Consider the following 15,354-nt stretch of genomic DNA (forward strand, 5'->3'; position numbering starts at 1 on the left):
GGACCACGGCGTTGTTCACCAGCCCCCGTCGCCCACCCAGGGCGCAGCGTCCCCGGACCCTGCCCACGACGGCTCGTGCATTCGGTCTCGCGCTCGCGCTGAGCACCCCGCTGGCGGCGCCGACGACCGCGAGCGCCGCCGACCCGGTCACCCCGGCGACAGACGCGGCGGGCACCACCGACCCGGGCGCGGTGTCCGTCCTCCTCGACGAGGTCGACCCCGTCGTGCTCACCCCCGGGGAGGACATCACCCTCACCGGCCGCCTGCTCAACCACGGGCCGGTCCCGCAGCGGCTCACCACGCTCACCGCCACGGTCTCCGGGCCCCCGCTGTCCTCCCGCACCCAGGTGGCCCAGTGGGTCGACGGCGACCTCGCTCCGGGTCAGGGGCTCACCCTGGGCGACGACGCCGTCGGGCCGGTCGTGCCGGCGGGCGGGGCCGTCCCCTTCGAGATCGAGGTCCCCGCGTCGATCACCGAGGACCTCCCGGCCTCCGCCGGCGTCCTGCCCCTTCTCTTGCGCGCCGACGACGACGACGCGGCCGGGACTGACGCGGCGACCGACGCCGAGCTGCGCGCGACCCTGTCCAGCGGTGGTCTCGTGGACGTCGAGCAGCCGCTCGACGTCTCGTGGGTCGTGCCGCTCACCCTGCCCGCCGACCCGGCGCTGACCAGCCCGCTGGACGAGCAGCACGACCCGGCCTGGGCCGCCGCCATCGGGCCGGAGTCCGCGGTGACCGGCTGGTTGGAGGACCTCGACGTCCCGGGGGTGACCTACGTCGTGGACCCGGCCACGGTCCTCGCCCACCAGCCGTCCCCCGGGATCGCCACCCCTCGTGAGGATGCGCCCGAGGAGGTCCCGGAGGAGGCACCCGAGCCCACGGACCCCCTCCCCACTCCGGACGGCGCGACCACGCAGGCTCCGACACCCGGGGACACCGACGGCAGCGGCAGCACCGACTCACCGTCCGAGGACACCGTGCCCGCGCCCGTCCCGGACGGTGCCGTCGCCACCGAGGAACCAGGGCCCACCCCCTCACCGACCGACCCGCCCGAGGCCGACGACGCGGACGTCGCCGCGTCCGTCGCGACGCTGGCCACGACCTTGGCGGGCCTGCCGGACGACCAGCTGTGGTGGCTGCCCGAGCACGACCCCGACCTCACCGTCATACACCGGCTGGGCCCGCCGACCGACGTGGTGAGCGACGTGCTGGCCCCCGTCACCGAGGACGACGGCCAGTTCGTCCTCGGCACCGGTCGGCACGACGTGGCCTGGCCGGTCGGGGCCGCTCCCGACGCCGACACCCTCACGGGGATGGCGGGGATGGTGCGCGGGTCGGCCGACGGCGCCGACCTCGGCGTCGTCGTCCTCCCCCGGGAGAGCTTCACTGCGGACAGCGCCGCGTTGCCGCGGCGGGGGGCCGCGCCGCTGCGCCGGTCCGACGGCGTCCTCGCGCTCGGTGCCGACTCGTGGACGAGCGCCCTGGTGGCGCGCAGCCAGGAGGAGGCCGAGGACCACGGCGCCGGGGCGGCGGCGCAGCGGTTGCTCGCGCACACCCTCGCGACGTATCTGGAGGACCCCACCCAGAGCCGGGAGCTCGTCATAGCGCCCCCTCGGCGCACGCCGGCCAGCGCCGAGGTCCTCAAGCAGGTGAGCGACGGGTGGCGCGAGGCCCCGTGGCTGCGGTCGGTGACCGCGCAGGAGCTCCTCGACCGGGCCGAGGACTCGCAGCAGATCGCCCTGACCGGGGTCGGACCCCAGGAGAGCGTGCTCGGGGACCTCGTCTCCGTCCTGCGACCCGGTGACAGCCCGGTCGATCCCGAGCGCGCCGAGGTCCTGGCCGCCACCGACGACCACCTGGAGGACCTGGAGGAGGTGCTGCGGGACACCACGGCCCTGGAGTCGTGGCGTCCGCTGCTCAGCACCCTGTGGTCCACCAGCTGGCGGGGGCAGGAGAACGCCTGGTCGCTCGTGCGCGCGGAGGTCCGCGACGACGTCGAGACGGCGCGGCAGGGGATCAGGGTGACCCCGAGCGTCGTCAACTTTCTCACCGACCAGGGGGAGATCGACATCACCGTCGTCAACGACCTCGGCGTCGCCATCGACGAGGTCGTGCTCGAGGTGGTCGCCTCCAACGGGCGCCTGCAGGTCATCCGGCAACCCGGACCGGTGAGCGTCGGAGCGGACAGCCGCGCCTCCGTCTCCTTCGAGGCACGGTCCATCACCCGGGGCCAGACGACCCTCACCGCCCAGCTCAGCACGCCCTCCGGCACCACCCTCGGTGAGCCGGTGCCCATCGACGTGCGGGTCCAGCCCACCGGCGTCTGGGTCTACTGGGTCCTCGGCGGCATCGCCGGCCTGGTCCTCGTGCTGGGGCTCGCCCGCGCGCTGCGCAGCTCGCCGACGCCCCGCGCCCCCTCCACCCCCGACCCGACTCCCCGACAGGGACCCGCGGACGAGGCCACCGACCACGAAGGAGAGCCGTGAGCGGCAGCAGCACCGGGTCCAGCTCGAGCCTGGCCCGATCCAGCGCCATCATGGCCGGCGGCACCCTCGCCTCCCGTCTCCTCGGGATGGCGCGGATGGCCCTGCTCGGGATCGCGATCGGCGTCCTCACCCCGGCCGGCAGCGTCTGGGACACCGCCAACACCATCCCCAACACCATCTACCTCCTGCTGGCGGCGGGCGTCTTCAACGTCCTGCTGCTGCCCCAGCTGACCCGGGCCATGACCCGCGGCCGGGAGGGCCAGGAGTACAGCGACCGGCTCATCACCCTCTCGGTCGCCATCCTGGCGCTGGGCACCGTCGTCTTCACCGCGGCAGCCCCACTGGTGACCAAGGTGTATGCCCTCTCCTGGGCCTGGGACGACCCCAAGCTGCAGCTGGCGGTCGTCTTCGCCTACCTGTGCATCCCGCAGATGCTCTTCTACGGGTTGCACACGGTCATGGGGCAGATCCTGGCCGCGCACCACCGGTTCGCGGCGTTCACCTGGAGCCCGGCGCTGGCCAACATCATCGCCATCGTCGGGATCGTCGTCTTCATGCGCCGCTACCCCGACGCGGGGACGATCGGGCTGCAGGACTGGACCCCCGGGATGATCGGGCTGCTGGCCGGCTCCGCGACGCTCGGCATCGTGGTGCAGGCGCTGGTGCTGCTGCCCGCGGTCCGGGCCACCGGTTTCCGCTGGCGCCCGCGGTGGGGCCTGCGCGGGGTCGGCCTCGGAACGGCTGGGGTCATGGCCGGGTGGGCGCTGGCCGACATGGCCCTCTCCCAGGGCGGGATGCTCGTCGTCACCAACCTCCTCAGCGACGTCATCGACGAGGTCCCCGACGCGCCGGGCAAGATCACCTACACCTACGCCTTCTCCCTCTTCGTCCTGCCGCACTCGCTCATCGCCCTGTCGCTGCTCACCGCCATCTACCCGGTCCTGTCCAAGGACGCGGCCAGGGACGACCTCGACGCCATGGCCGAGCACACGTCGCGGGGCCTGCGGCTGCTCGGCGCGGCCATGGTGCCGATCGCCCTGGGGATGGTGCTGCTCGCCCCGCTGCTCGTGCGGGTCGTCTACTTCGGCAGCACGCCGGCCGAGCACGCCGCCGTCGCGGCGATCGTCATCGCCATGGTCGTCGGCCTCGTGCCCTACGGCGTCTACCTCCTCTGCTCGCGCGTCTTCTACTCCTTCGAGGACGCGCGCACCCCCTTCCTCTTCCAGATGAGCATCACCTCGGTCCTGCTCACCGTGTGCCTCGTGGCCGCCTTCGCCCCGCCCGGCCGGGTCGCGATCCTGCTGGGGCTGGGGCAGGCGCTGGGCCAGACGACCGCGGCCATCCTCGGTCTGTGGGCTGCACGGCGCCGCCTGCCGGCCCTGGGGCTGCGGGCGACCGGTGGGACCTACCTGCGGGCCGCGGGTGCCGCCGTCGTGGCGCTGCTGCCCACCTGGCTCGTCGTGCGGCTGCTCGACCGGGGCGCCCCCGTCGACGCCACGTCCATGGACCCCCAGGGGGTCGACGCCTTCGTCAGCGCGGCCCTCACCCTGGGAAGCGCGGGCCTCGTCTACCTCCTCGTGTATGCCGTGCTCGCGCACCGCCTCGGGGTACGCGAGGTCGGCGAGGTCGCCGCCCCCCTGCTGCGGCGCATACCCGGCCTCCGGCGCTTCGCCCCGACCACACCGGCCGGCCCCGGCACCACCGGCACCGACCCGCTGCGGGCGGACCTCACCGCCGCGGCTGACGACGCGTCCTCGCTGGCGGGGCTGGACGAGGCGGCGCACGACACGGCGCGCGGGCACGGCGCGGCGACGGCGGCCCGGGCGGCCGATGACGGCACACTAGGGTGGGACGACCGTCGCTCCCACCCCGGACCCCCCCGAAAGGACACCAGCATGGATCGGCTCGAGGTCGGCACCCGACTGGGTGACCGCTACGTCCTCGACGAGCTGCTGGCCGAGCGGGAGGGCGGCGGGCTGGAGTACTGGTCGGCCAAGGACAGCACGCTGGGCCGCCTCGTCGCGGTGACCGTGCTGCCCTCCGAGGGTCCCGCTGCCGCGGTCGCGGAGGCCGTGCTCGACGGCGCGCGTCGCGTCGCCTCCGTCGATGACCCGCGCCTCGTGCGCGTCCTCGACGTGGGCGAGCAGGACGGCCTGTGCTGGATCATCGAGGAGGGCCTGTCGGAGGCGGAGTCCCTGGCCTCCCTGGTCGAGGAGCACCCGCTGCCCGCGGAGGAGGCCAGGCGCATCGTCGGCGAGAGCGCCTCGGCCCTGGAGTCCGCCCGCCGCCGCGGTCTGCACCACCTCTACCTCAACCCTCACTCGGTGCTGCGCACGAGCGACGGCACCGTCAAGGTGTCGGGCGTCGGCGTCGCCTCGGCGCTGGAGGGCACTGACGACGTCACGGCCGACGAGGCCTCCCTCATCGACTCCGCCGACCTCATCTCGCTGCTCTACACCGCCCTCACCGGGCGGTGGCCGGGCGAGGACCTCGCCGGAGTGCGGCCGGCCCGCCGACTGGCCGACGGCACGTTGCCGGCACCGTCCGAGCTCGTCTCCGGGGTGCCGGGCGACCTCGACGCCCTGTGCCGACTGGCGCACGGGTCGGAGGCGGACCTGCACGCCGCACCGCACACCCCGGGGGAGCTCGTGCGTCAGCTGGCCCCGTGGTCGGCCGACATGGTGCGCGGCACGCCGCCGGGCGAGCTGTCCCCTCCCTCCTCCCGGCCCGACGGCGTCCGCGCCGAGGAGTCGCTGCGAGGCGGCGCAGGAGCCGCGGCCGCTGCCGCGGCAGTCGGCTCCGGTCAGGGCGAGCAGGGCCAGGCCTCCCCCTCGGACCCCACCGACGAGGTCCCCCGCCCCTACTACCGCACCGAGGCCTCGACCGCCGCCGGAGCGGCGACGACCGCGGCCGTCCCGCCGGCCCGCGCCGACGACACCATGGGCGGGCTGCTGCGCGGCGGCGAGGCGCGCCAGGCCCGGGCCGACCAGGCCCGCACCGCGACGGCCACCGCCCCGCCGCGGGCCGCCGCCGACGGGTCCGGCCTGCCCGACGAGCGTGGCACGGGTGCGCAGACCGCCATGGTCCTGGTCATCATCGCGGCGCTGCTCGGCATCGCCATCTTCCTCGGCTGGGGCGTGCTGCGGAACCTCGGCGGCTCCGACACCGACCCTGACCCCGCGGGCGGGGCCACGAGCTCCCCCACCGAGCAGCAGTCCTCCGAGGACGCTGACGCCGGTGCCCCGACGAGCGATGCACCGGCGGGCGAGGAGGAGCAGACGGCCGCCGCGCCGGAGCCCTCCCGACCGGTGGCCGTCCAGGGCATCACCTCCTTCGACCCCGAGGGTGACGGCGACGAGCGCAACGACCTCGCCCCCCTCGCGGTCGACGGAGACGATGGCACGGAGTGGACCTCGCACACCTACCTCTCGCAGGACTGGGGCTCGCTCAAGAGCGGCACCGGCCTGGTGGTCGACCTCGGGGAGGACGCCGAGGTCTCCGAGGTCGAGGTGCTCCTCGGGGAGGGCGACATGGGCGGCACGGTCTACCTGGCGGACACCCCCGCCCTCGAGGGCGCCACCGAGCTGGGCAGCGACGACGCCGCCGAGGGGTCGTGGACGGTCACCCCGGACGAGCCGGCGACCGGCCGCTACCTCATCCTGTGGTTCACCCGCGCGCACACCGGCCCGGAGGGCGAGATCGTGCGGGTGGCCGAGATCACCGTCCGGTGAGCCCGTCCGGCATCGTGAGCACCGCGGCCGAGCTCGCCGAGCTGGACGACCTGGCTCTGCTGCGGCGGCACCAGGAGGGTGACCACGAGGCGTTCGGGGAGATCTTCCGACGCCACCGCGACCGGATGTGGGCGGTCGCCCTGCGCACGACCCGCGACCCGGAGGTCGCCGCGGACGCCGTCCAGGACGCCTTCCTCAACGCCTTCCGCCGGGCCGGCTCCTTCCGCGGTGACGCGCAGGTCTCCACCTGGTTGCACCGCATCACCGTCAACGCCTGCCTGGACCGGCTGCGGCGGCAACGCCCGACGGTGGAGCTCGAGGGTCACGAGCCGGTCGAGCCGCGCGACCGGCATACCTCCGTCGAGGTGCGGCTGGACATCCAGGAGGCGCTGACGCACCTGCCCGAGGGGCAGCGGCTGGCCCTCGTCCTCGTCGACATGCACGGGCTGAGCATCGCGGAGGCAGCCGCCGTGCTCGAGGTCGCCGAAGGCACCGTCAAGTCACGCTGCTCCCGCGGCCGGGAGGCGATGGCTCGCCTGCTCGGCCTCGACGGAGGGGAGGACCGATGATCACCGCCCACCCACCCCGGGCCACCGACGGTCGGGCCCGCCGTGGCGAGGGAACCACCTCCCGCCGCCGCTCGTCGTACTCCAGTGGGCCACCGGTAGGTGCCGGGCCCCACCACCCGCACATCGCCCGCAGACCGCAGGAGAGGAGGTCGAGCCGCTGTGCCGCCCGTTGACCCCTCGCACGCCCCGGACGCGCAGGAGCACGACCCCACCGGTGTCCGCGCCCTGCTCGCCGGACTTCCGGACCCTGGTCCCATGCCCGAGCACCTCGTCCGCCAGATCCAGACCCGTCTGGAGGTGGAGCGTGAGCACCTCGCGGGTGTCGCGGGCGGGCACCCGTTGAGCGGCTCCGCCGACCGGGTCGTCGACCTCGCCGACGAGCGGAGCCGCCGTCGGCCCGGTCGCACCCTGGGGCTCCTGACCGCCGCGGCCGCAGGTCTGGCGGTCACCACCATCGCCTTCACCCAGCTCTTCGGGTCCGGCGGCGCCGGCGACAGCGGGACGATGGCGCAGTACCCCGCCTCGTCGGAGGCCGGCGAGGACTTCGCCGCTGATGAGGAGGCCGACGGTGCTGCCGAGGGGTCGCAGGATCTCCCCGGGGCTGACCGTGCCGAGGACGACGCCGCCGGCGAGTCCGCCGACGCCGGCGCAGGCCCCGGGGTCCTGACGAGCACGGTTCCCCCCACGGTGCTGCCCGACCTCGGTGTCGTCGTCCTGGACGACTACGCCGCGTCGGTGGCACAGGCCAGCCTGAGCGCCACCACCGCCGACGGTGACCTCTCGCTGACCCCCGCCCAGGCCACGCAGTGCTGGAGCGGTGTCGAGGCGCCGGAGGCAGAGGAGACCTTCGCAGCGTCGGCCCGCCTGGAGGCCGGCGGTGGCGCCGAGGACGAGGTCGTGGTGCTGCTCGCTCGCGGACCCGGCGACACCGGCCGAGCCTGGGTCGTCCCGCACTCGTGCACCCAGCAGCCGGGGGTCGCTCCGGTGGAGCCGGCCGGGCGAGCAGCAACCCCCTGACCTGCACAGATCCACCTCGCCAGGACGCTGACCCGCGTGCCCGGCCAGCCCTGGAACAATGTGGTCCTAGGATCGGTTGACCCAGACGTCGCCCCCACCGATCCGCTGTGCGTCCCCCGCGAGGAAGGCTCCCATGACCATCGACCTGCTGTCCCGGCCTGATGCCCCCGTCGGTGGCGACCCCACCGCGGTCCGCGAGGTGATCATCGTCGGCTCCGGCCCCGCGGGCTACACCGCCGCGGTCTACGCGGCCAGGGCCAACCTCGCCCCCCTCGTCTTCGAGGGCAGCGTCACCGCCGGTGGAGCCCTCATGAACACCACCGAGGTCGAGAACTTCCCCGGTTTCCCCGAGGGGATCATGGGCCCTCAGCTCATGATGGACATGCGTGAGCAGGCCGAGCGCTTCGGCGCCGAGCTCGTGCGCGACGACGTCGTGTCGGTCGAGCTCTCGGGACCGGTCAAGCTGGTGACCGATGCCGAGGGCACGGTGCACCGCGCCCGCGCAGTCATCCTCGCCATGGGGTCGGCCTACCGCGAGCTCGGCCTGCCCCGCGAGCAGGAGCTCTCCGGCCACGGAGTCTCGTGGTGCGCGACCTGTGACGGCGCGTTCTTCCGCGACCAGGACATCGTCGTGGTCGGCGGTGGTGACTCCGCGATGGAGGAGGCGACGTTCCTCAGCCGCTTCGCACGGTCCATCACCGTCGTCCACCGCCGCGAGGAGCTCCGCGCCAGCCGCATCATGGCCGAGCGCGCCCTCAACGACGACAAGATCACCTTCGCCTTCAACTCCGCCGTGACCGAGCTCCAGGGGTCTCCGAAGCTCACCGGTGTGCGCCTCGCCGACACCGTCACCGGCGAGGAGCGCGAGGTGCCCGCCACCGGGGTCTTCATCGCCATCGGCCACGACCCCCGCAACGAGCTCGTCCGTGAGCAGGTCGAGCTCGACGACGAGGGGTATGTCGTGGTGCGGGGTCGCGGCACGGCCACCAGCCTCGACGGGGTCTTCGCCTGCGGTGACCTGGTCGACCACACCTACCGGCAGGCGATCACCGCCGCCGGGAGCGGCTGCGCCGCAGCCCTGGACGCCGAGCGGTGGCTGGCCGCCCTCGACGACGCACCCGCATCTGACCTCGAGGCCACAACCGTTGTGAGAGAAGGAGTTTCATGAGCATCACCAACACCACCGACGCCACGTTCACCGAGGACGTCCTGCAGCACGACGGGCCGGTCCTCGTCGATTTCTGGGCGCCCTGGTGCGGCCCGTGCAAGATGATCGCCCCGATCCTGGAGGAGCTTTCGCAGGAGTGGGGTGACAAGCTCAAGGTCGTCAAGCTCAACACCGACGAGAACCCCCAGACCACCCAGAGCTACGGCATCACGGGTATCCCCACGATGCACGTCTACTCCGGTGGAGAGGTCGTCAAGACCATCGTCGGTGCCCTGCCGAAGAAGAAGCTGGCCGGCGAGCTGGAGCCCTTCACCGCCTGACGCACCCCGCGCGCGCCGCTCTCGGCGCCCGGCTGTCCACTGCCGTCCACGAGGCTTGTCCACAGGCCTGTGGACGGCTGTGGCGTGTCCGGGGGCGACTTGGTGGTGGGTCCCCCATCGGCGATGATGGGGGTCTCATGACTGCTGATGATGGCGCGCTCGGTTGGCCGAGCCACGACGACGAGTCCCCCGTGACCAGCGGCTTCCGCCCCACCGCGTTGGGATGGCCGCAGGTCAACCGCGATGACGTCACCGTTCCACGGGAAACATCCTCACCCTCGACCGACGCAGATGCCTCTGTTTCACGCGAAACCTCATCGACGCCCGCCGGCGCGGACGCCCCTGTTTCACGGGAAACTCCGTCCGTCACCCCGCGTCACACGTCATCGGCTCCCGTTCCGCCGTCAGGGGAGTCGCCCACCTCCACCTCTGACGCATCCGGTTTCCTGTCGTCGGGCCAGGCCTGGCGGGGGACGCGCGTAGTGACGATCTCCAACCAGAAGGGTGGAGTCGGCAAGACCACGACGACGGTGAACCTCGCCGCAGCCATGGCGGCATCCGGGCTGCGGGTGCTCGTCATCGACATGGATCCCCAGGGCAACGCCAGCACAGCGCTGTCCATCCCGCATACCAGTGGGACGGCCGGCATCTACGACGTGCTCATCGACGGGGTCCCGCTCGCCGAGGTCGTGCAGCCCTGCTCGCAGGTCCCGAACCTGCTCTGCGCCCCCGCCACCATCGACCTCGCCGGCGCCGAGATCGAGCTCGTGCCCCTGGTCGCCCGGGAGAACCGTCTGCGTCGGGCCCTGCAGACCTACCTCGACGCGACCGAGAGCACCATCGACCTCGTGCTGATCGACTGCCCGCCCAGCCTCGGCCTCCTCACCGTCAACGCCTTCGTCGCCGCCCGCGAGCTGCTCATCCCCATCCAGTGCGAGTACTACGCCCTCGAGGGCCTCAGCCAGCTGCTCAAGAATGTCGAGCTCATCCAGCAGCACCTCAACGCCGATCTGCGCGTCTCGACGATCCTGCTCACGATGTTCGACGGGCGGACCCGTCTGGCCTCCGACGTCGCCGAGCAGGTCCGGGAGCACTTCGGGGACCGGGTGCTCCGCACGGCGATCCCCCGGTCGGTGCGCATCAGCGAGGCCCCCAGCCACGGGGAGACCGTCATGACCTACGACCCGACCAGCACGGGAGCACTGTCCTACGCCGAGGCGGCTGCTGAGATGCGCCGACAGAAGGAGATCGCATGACCGACCGACGACGAGGACTCGGCAAGGGACTGGGGGCGCTCATCCCGCAGCAGGCCCCGCCCGGGCCCGACCGGCCGCGGGACGTCTTCTTCCCCCGTGGCACCGGTGCTGACGGCGCATCCACGGAGGACGACCACACCCCGTCCGAGGCCGACGCTGCTCATGGTTCCACAGGAAACCACGACACGGATCTCCCGCAGCAGCGGCCCGACGGTGGTCCCACGGACGACGACGACTCGGGTCTCGCGCCGGTGCCGGGTGCGGAGTTCGCCGAGATCCCCGTGGACCAGATCCGGGCCAACCCACGCCAGCCCCGTGCCGTCTTCGACGAGGACGACCTGGCCGAGCTGGTGAGCAGCATCCGCGAGCTCGGGGTCCTGCAGCCCGTGGTGGTCCGGTCCACGGACGCCGCGGCCGTCGCCGACGGGGAACCGCCCTTCGAGCTGGTCATGGGGGAACGCCGCCTGCGCGCCTCACGGGCTGCTGACCAGGCCACCATCCCCGCGATCGTGCGCGCCACCGACGACGAGCACATGCTGCGTGATGCGTTGCTGGAGAACCTCCACCGGGCTCAGCTCAACCCGTTGGAGGAGGCGGCTGCCTATCAGCAGCTCCTCGAGGACTTCGGCTGCACCCACGACGAGCTCGCCGGCCGGATCGGCCGGTCGCGGCCCCAGATCAGCAACACCATCCGGCTGCTCAAGCTGCCGCCGATGGTGCAGCGCCGGGTCGCCAGCGGGGTCCTCAGCGCCGGTCACGCGCGCGCCCTGCTCGGGCTGGCTGACGGAGCGGCCATGGAGCGCCTCGCGCAGCGGATCGTCGCCGAAGGGTTGTCGGTCCGCTCGGTCGAGGAGATCGTCATGATGGGGGATGAGGACCGCGCCCCCCGGCGACGGACCGGTCGCCCGACGCCGGCACCGGAGCTGGAGCAGATCGCGAGCTCCCTGTCCGGCCGCCTGGACACCCGCGTGCAGGTCTCCATGGGCCGCCGCAAGGGCAAGATGGTCATCGAGTTCGCGGGTCAGGAGGACCTCGAGCGGATCCTCGAGCTCCTGGGCCGCGACGGGGAAACCGCCACCGGATGACCTGAGGACGGTGGGGTCAGCGACCGCGACGGGACGACCCGAGGCCGGTGGGTCGGCGACCGCCGCGGGACGACCTGAGACGGGTTGGGTCAGCGACGTCGCTGGCGCGAGGACCGCCGGGCGGACGCCGTGGTCGTGGTGGCGGTCGGCCGCACGATCTCCACCACCCGGACCGGACCGGTCGGCGTTCCCTCGGCGAGCACGTGCACCCTGGAGGCCTGCACCCCCTGACGACGGAGGAAGGCCGCCGCAGCCTCCAGCTCGCCCGCGGCCGCCTCGCCCTTGAGCGCGAGCAACCGGCCACCCTCGACCAGCAGCGGGAAGCTCCACCGCACCAGCTTGTCGATCGAGGCGACCGCCCGCGCCGTCACGATGGGGGCCTACAGAGTCATCTCCTCGGCCCGTCCGCGGTGGACCGTGACATTGGTGAGCTCGAGCTGCTGCACGGCGTCCTGCAGCCAGGTCGTCCGGCGCAGCAACGGCTCCACGAGGTCCAGCTGCAGGTCCGGCCTGGCGATGGCGAGCACGAGTCCGGGCAGTCCGGCCCCTGACCCGAGGTCCAGGACCCGGCTCCCGGGCTCGCAGAGCTCCCCGACGACCGCACAGTTGAGCAGGTGCCTCTCCCACAGCCGCCCGGCCTCGCGAGGCCCGATGAGGCCGTGCGTGATGCCGGTCGTCGCCAGGAGCTCGGCATACCTCTGCGCGACGGGCAGCCTGTCCCCGAAGATCTCCCGCGCCTGGTCAGGAGGGGGTGGTACGAGCGCTGCGCTGGCGGACATCGCGTCAGTCTGCGGGCAGGATGACCACGTAGCGCGAAGGGTCGGTCCCCTCCGACTCCGAGGACAGGCCGGCCGCCAGCACCTCGTCGTGCACGACCTTGCGCTCGAAGGCGCTCATGGGCTCCAGCTCGCGACGCTCGCCCGACTCCTTCACCTCGGCGATCGCTTTCTGGGCCTGGGACACCAGGGTGCTGCGGCGGTCGGCGCGATACCCGGCGACGTCGAGCATGAGCCTGCTGCGCTCACCGGTCTCCGCCTGGACCGCCAGGCGGGTCAGCTCCTGCAGCGCCTCCAGGACCGAGCCGCCGGGTCCGACGAGGCGACGGGGGGCGGCGCCGTCCTCGGAGTCGACGAGCGCGACCGCGGCACGGTCGCCGTCCACGTCGACCTCGAGGTCGCCGTCGAGGTCGGCGATGTCGAGCAGCGTCTCGAGGAAGTCGGCGGCGACCTCTCCCTCACGCACCAGGTCCTCGGCGGCGGTCCCGGTGGAGCGGGTCCCGGCGGCGGACGCCGTGGCCGGCCGATCCTCCTCGGAGCCGGTCTGCTCGATCTGCGGGGCCGGGCCGGCCTCGTCCTCGGCGACCTGGCCGTCCCCGGTGTCAGCCTGTCCCTGCTCCTCGGTGGGCTCCCCGTCCTCGCTGACGGGCGCTCCTTCCTCGGGCACCTGGCCTGTGACGTGCGTCACATCTGGCTGGGTGTCGACCTGCTCGTCCGTGCTCTGCTCGGTCTCGTTCGTGGTGCTCACGTGCACTCCTGTCTCGAAGGGTCGATGGGGTCGGGGCCGAGGGCGCCCGGTATGCCGGTGCGGCTCAGCGCCTCTTGCGCCGCTTCTTGCTCTTGGGCTGGGTGCGCTGCCCTGCGGCGCGCTCCTGCACCTGGGCCTGGGCCGCCTCGCGCTCGGCCATGAAGTTGGGGTTCTTCAGCTGGACTCCGGTGGCCACCTTGCCCTTGCGGGCCATCCGCGCCTTGTACTTCTCCTCGGCCGGGGTGTTGGGGGCCGGCATGTTGCGGATGACGAAGAACTGCTGGCCCATGGTCCAGAAGTTGCTGACCGTCCAGTAGATGAGCAGGGCCACCGGGAAGTTGACGCCGGTGACCGCGAAGACGATCGGCAGGACGTAGATGAGGATCTGCTGCTGCCGGGCCATGGGGCTGTTGAGGGCCTCGGCCGACATGTTCTGCCGCATGAGCTGATGGCTGGTGATGAACTGCGTCACCGACATCACGATGATGAGGACCAGCGAGAGGATCTTGGCCGACAGGTCCTGGTCGTGCAGGAAGGTCGAGGTCAGCCCGGCGCCGAAGATCTCCGAGCCGGCCATCTTGCTCGCGAGCTCCTGCGTGAAGAGGCCGAGCGGCTCGATCTCCCCCCGGGAGACCGTCTCCGCCGTGTTGAGCAGGCGGAAGAGCGCGAAGAAGAAGGGCATCTGGATGAGGATGGGCAGGCAGGCGCCGAAGGGGTTGGCGCCCGCCTCGCGGTAGAGACCGAAGGTCTCCTCCTGGAAGGCCTTCTGGCTGGCCTGGTCCTTCTTGCCCTTGTACTTCGCCTGGATCTTCATCAGCTCCGGCTGGACGATCTGGAGCCGACGCTGGCTCTTGATCTGCCGGATCATCAGCGGGGTCAGCAGGGCCCGCAGGGTGACCACCAGTCCGACGATGGCCAGGACCCAGGTCCACCCGCTCGTGTCCGGCAGCCCCAGCTGGGTCAGCAGCCACTCGAAGCCGACGAGGATGGCCGAGTCGAACCAGATGAAGGGGAAGAGGATCGTGTCGAAGAATCCCATGGGGTCCTCAAGGTCGGCGGTGCGCGGCGTGGCCGCCCACCGAGGTGGTTGGCCCGGGGCTGTCCCCGGGCGGGTCGGGCAGGTCGCGGGAGCCGGGTCCTGACCCGCGCCGCGGTGGCACGTGGTCGACCCCGCCGGGTGCCCACGGGTGGCACCGCAGCACGCGCCGCACGGTCAGCCAGCCGCCACGGACCGGACCATGCCGTTCCAGGGCGGTGACGCCGTAGGCCGAGCACGAGGGGTAGTAGCGGCATACCGGGCCCAGCAGCGGCGAGATCGTCCACTGGTAGATCCGCACCAGCCACACCAGTGGACGAGCGAGGACGCTACGGCGTTCCCCCGGTCCGACACCGCCGCGGTGCACGTCCCGGAGCTCATCGCTGGGGGGTGATCCCTCGAGAGTCGTCACGCCCGCCTCGCCAGGGCCTTGCCGAGGCCGTGGTCCAGCGCGCTGCCCAGCTCCTGGGAGGAGGCGGTGGCCGCCGGGCGGAGCGCCCTCACCACGACGTCCGTGCCCGGCGGAAGATCGGAGAGCCGGCTCGCCAGGAGATGCCGCAGCCGCCGCGCGACCCGGTTGCGGACAACGGCGTTGCCGACCGTCCTGGACACGACGAGACCTGCCCGCGGGCAGGCGTCCACCGACGCGGAGACTGGCGCGTCGGGACGGTGCTGGGGCAGGGAGAGGTGCACGACGAGGAGGTCGGTGCCTGCCCGATGACGACGACGGCCGTCACCCCGACCACGGAGGACGGAACGGAAGTCCTCGCCCGTGGTCAGACGATGACGGCGCGGGAGCATCAGGGCAGCACCGGCGGTGCCGATGCTCAGGCCGAGATGCTGGAGCGACCCTTGCGGCGGCGCGCGTTGAGGATGGCGCGGCCCGCACGGGTGCGCATCCGCAGGCGGAAGCCGTGCTTCTTGGCGCGACGGCGGTTGTTGGGCTGGAAGGTGCGCTTGCTCATCACTCACTCCGGTCTGGTGCTCTACGGTCTGGTCGACGGCGCCGCCCCGGCCGCCAACGGAAGCCCGCACCCGGGAGTGGATCCGTGCACGGGCAGGCGAAAGCGGCCGAGAAAACGGCCTGCTCCACGGTACGGGAGCGCGTCCACGCCGGTCAAACCGTGCAGCGTGGCGCGCGACAAACCTCCGTATCCTGCCG

The 15,354-nt window shown here is 72.7% G+C and carries 13 protein-coding genes and 1 pseudogene; 8 read left to right on the forward strand and 6 right to left on the reverse strand.

Annotated elements, in window-relative coordinates; all coding sequences use genetic code 11:
• Window positions 1-11 precede the first annotated feature (11 nt).
• The 8 genes from FA582_RS16190 (at window position 12) to FA582_RS16225 (ending at window position 11,632) form a co-directional block, all read left to right on the forward strand.
• Complete coding sequence (locus FA582_RS16190) at window positions 12-2,486, forward strand: DUF6049 family protein (RefSeq protein WP_010147262.1); 2,475 nt, start codon at window positions 12-14, stop codon at window positions 2,484-2,486.
• Window positions 2,483-6,217 (forward strand): murein biosynthesis integral membrane protein MurJ, encoded by a 3,735-nt coding sequence (murJ, locus tag FA582_RS16195; protein WP_147899883.1) that lies wholly within the window; start codon window positions 2,483-2,485, stop codon window positions 6,215-6,217. The genes FA582_RS16190 and murJ overlap by 4 nt, the downstream gene beginning before the upstream one ends.
• Window positions 6,214-6,786, forward strand: coding sequence for an RNA polymerase sigma factor SigM (sigM, locus tag FA582_RS16200; RefSeq protein WP_010147264.1), 573 nt, complete (start codon window positions 6,214-6,216; stop codon window positions 6,784-6,786). The genes murJ and sigM overlap by 4 nt, the downstream gene beginning before the upstream one ends.
• Before the next feature lie 255 nt (window positions 6,787-7,041).
• Window positions 7,042-7,803: a hypothetical protein gene (locus FA582_RS16205; RefSeq protein WP_141567579.1), complete on the forward strand. Its 762-nt coding sequence runs from the start codon at window positions 7,042-7,044 to the stop codon at window positions 7,801-7,803.
• Between the two features lie 133 nt (window positions 7,804-7,936).
• Window positions 7,937-8,971, forward strand: coding sequence for a thioredoxin-disulfide reductase (gene trxB, locus FA582_RS16210; protein ID WP_010147266.1), 1,035 nt, complete (start codon window positions 7,937-7,939; stop codon window positions 8,969-8,971).
• Window positions 8,968-9,291 carry a thioredoxin gene (gene trxA / locus FA582_RS16215; protein WP_010147267.1) on the forward strand — a complete coding sequence of 108 codons (324 nt, stop codon included), beginning with the start codon at window positions 8,968-8,970 and terminating at the stop codon, window positions 9,289-9,291. The genes trxB and trxA overlap by 4 nt, the downstream gene beginning before the upstream one ends.
• Before the next feature lie 482 nt (window positions 9,292-9,773).
• Window positions 9,774-10,547, forward strand: coding sequence for a ParA family protein (locus tag FA582_RS16220; RefSeq protein WP_010147269.1), 774 nt, complete (start codon window positions 9,774-9,776; stop codon window positions 10,545-10,547).
• Window positions 10,544-11,632, forward strand: coding sequence for a ParB/RepB/Spo0J family partition protein (locus tag FA582_RS16225; protein WP_010147270.1), 1,089 nt, complete (start codon window positions 10,544-10,546; stop codon window positions 11,630-11,632). Before FA582_RS16220 ends, FA582_RS16225 begins: the two co-directional genes overlap by 4 nt.
• Window positions 11,633-11,721: 89 nt before the next feature.
• Here FA582_RS16225 and rsmG read toward each other — a convergent pair.
• The 6 genes and pseudogenes from rsmG to rpmH form a co-directional block, all read right to left on the reverse strand.
• A pseudogene (rsmG, locus tag FA582_RS16230) lies at window positions 11,722-12,411 on the reverse strand (16S rRNA (guanine(527)-N(7))-methyltransferase RsmG).
• 4 nt (window positions 12,412-12,415) lie between these two features.
• Window positions 12,416-13,156, reverse strand: coding sequence for a R3H domain-containing nucleic acid-binding protein (locus FA582_RS16235; RefSeq protein ID WP_010147273.1), 741 nt, complete (start codon window positions 13,154-13,156; stop codon window positions 12,416-12,418).
• Window positions 13,157-13,220: 64 nt separating this feature from the next.
• Window positions 13,221-14,195, reverse strand: coding sequence for a membrane protein insertase YidC (gene yidC, locus FA582_RS16240; protein WP_010147274.1), 975 nt, complete (start codon window positions 14,193-14,195; stop codon window positions 13,221-13,223).
• 7 nt (window positions 14,196-14,202) lie between these two features.
• Window positions 14,203-14,604 (reverse strand): membrane protein insertion efficiency factor YidD, encoded by a 402-nt coding sequence (yidD, locus tag FA582_RS16245; RefSeq protein WP_337459772.1) that lies wholly within the window; start codon window positions 14,602-14,604, stop codon window positions 14,203-14,205.
• The gene (rnpA, locus tag FA582_RS16250) at window positions 14,601-14,993 is read right to left on the reverse strand and encodes a ribonuclease P protein component (protein ID WP_010147276.1); all 393 of its coding nucleotides are present in this window, start codon (window positions 14,991-14,993) and stop codon (window positions 14,601-14,603) included. The genes yidD and rnpA overlap by 4 nt, the downstream gene beginning before the upstream one ends.
• 26 nt (window positions 14,994-15,019) lie before the next feature.
• The gene (gene rpmH, locus FA582_RS16255; protein ID WP_010147277.1) at window positions 15,020-15,157 is read right to left on the reverse strand and encodes a 50S ribosomal protein L34; all 138 of its coding nucleotides are present in this window, start codon (window positions 15,155-15,157) and stop codon (window positions 15,020-15,022) included.
• Window positions 15,158-15,354: the final 197 nt, after the last annotated feature.

The sequence above is a fragment of the Serinicoccus profundi genome, assembly GCF_008001015.1.
In the GTDB taxonomy this organism is placed as follows: Bacteria; Actinomycetota; Actinomycetes; order Actinomycetales; family Dermatophilaceae; genus Ornithinicoccus; species Ornithinicoccus profundi.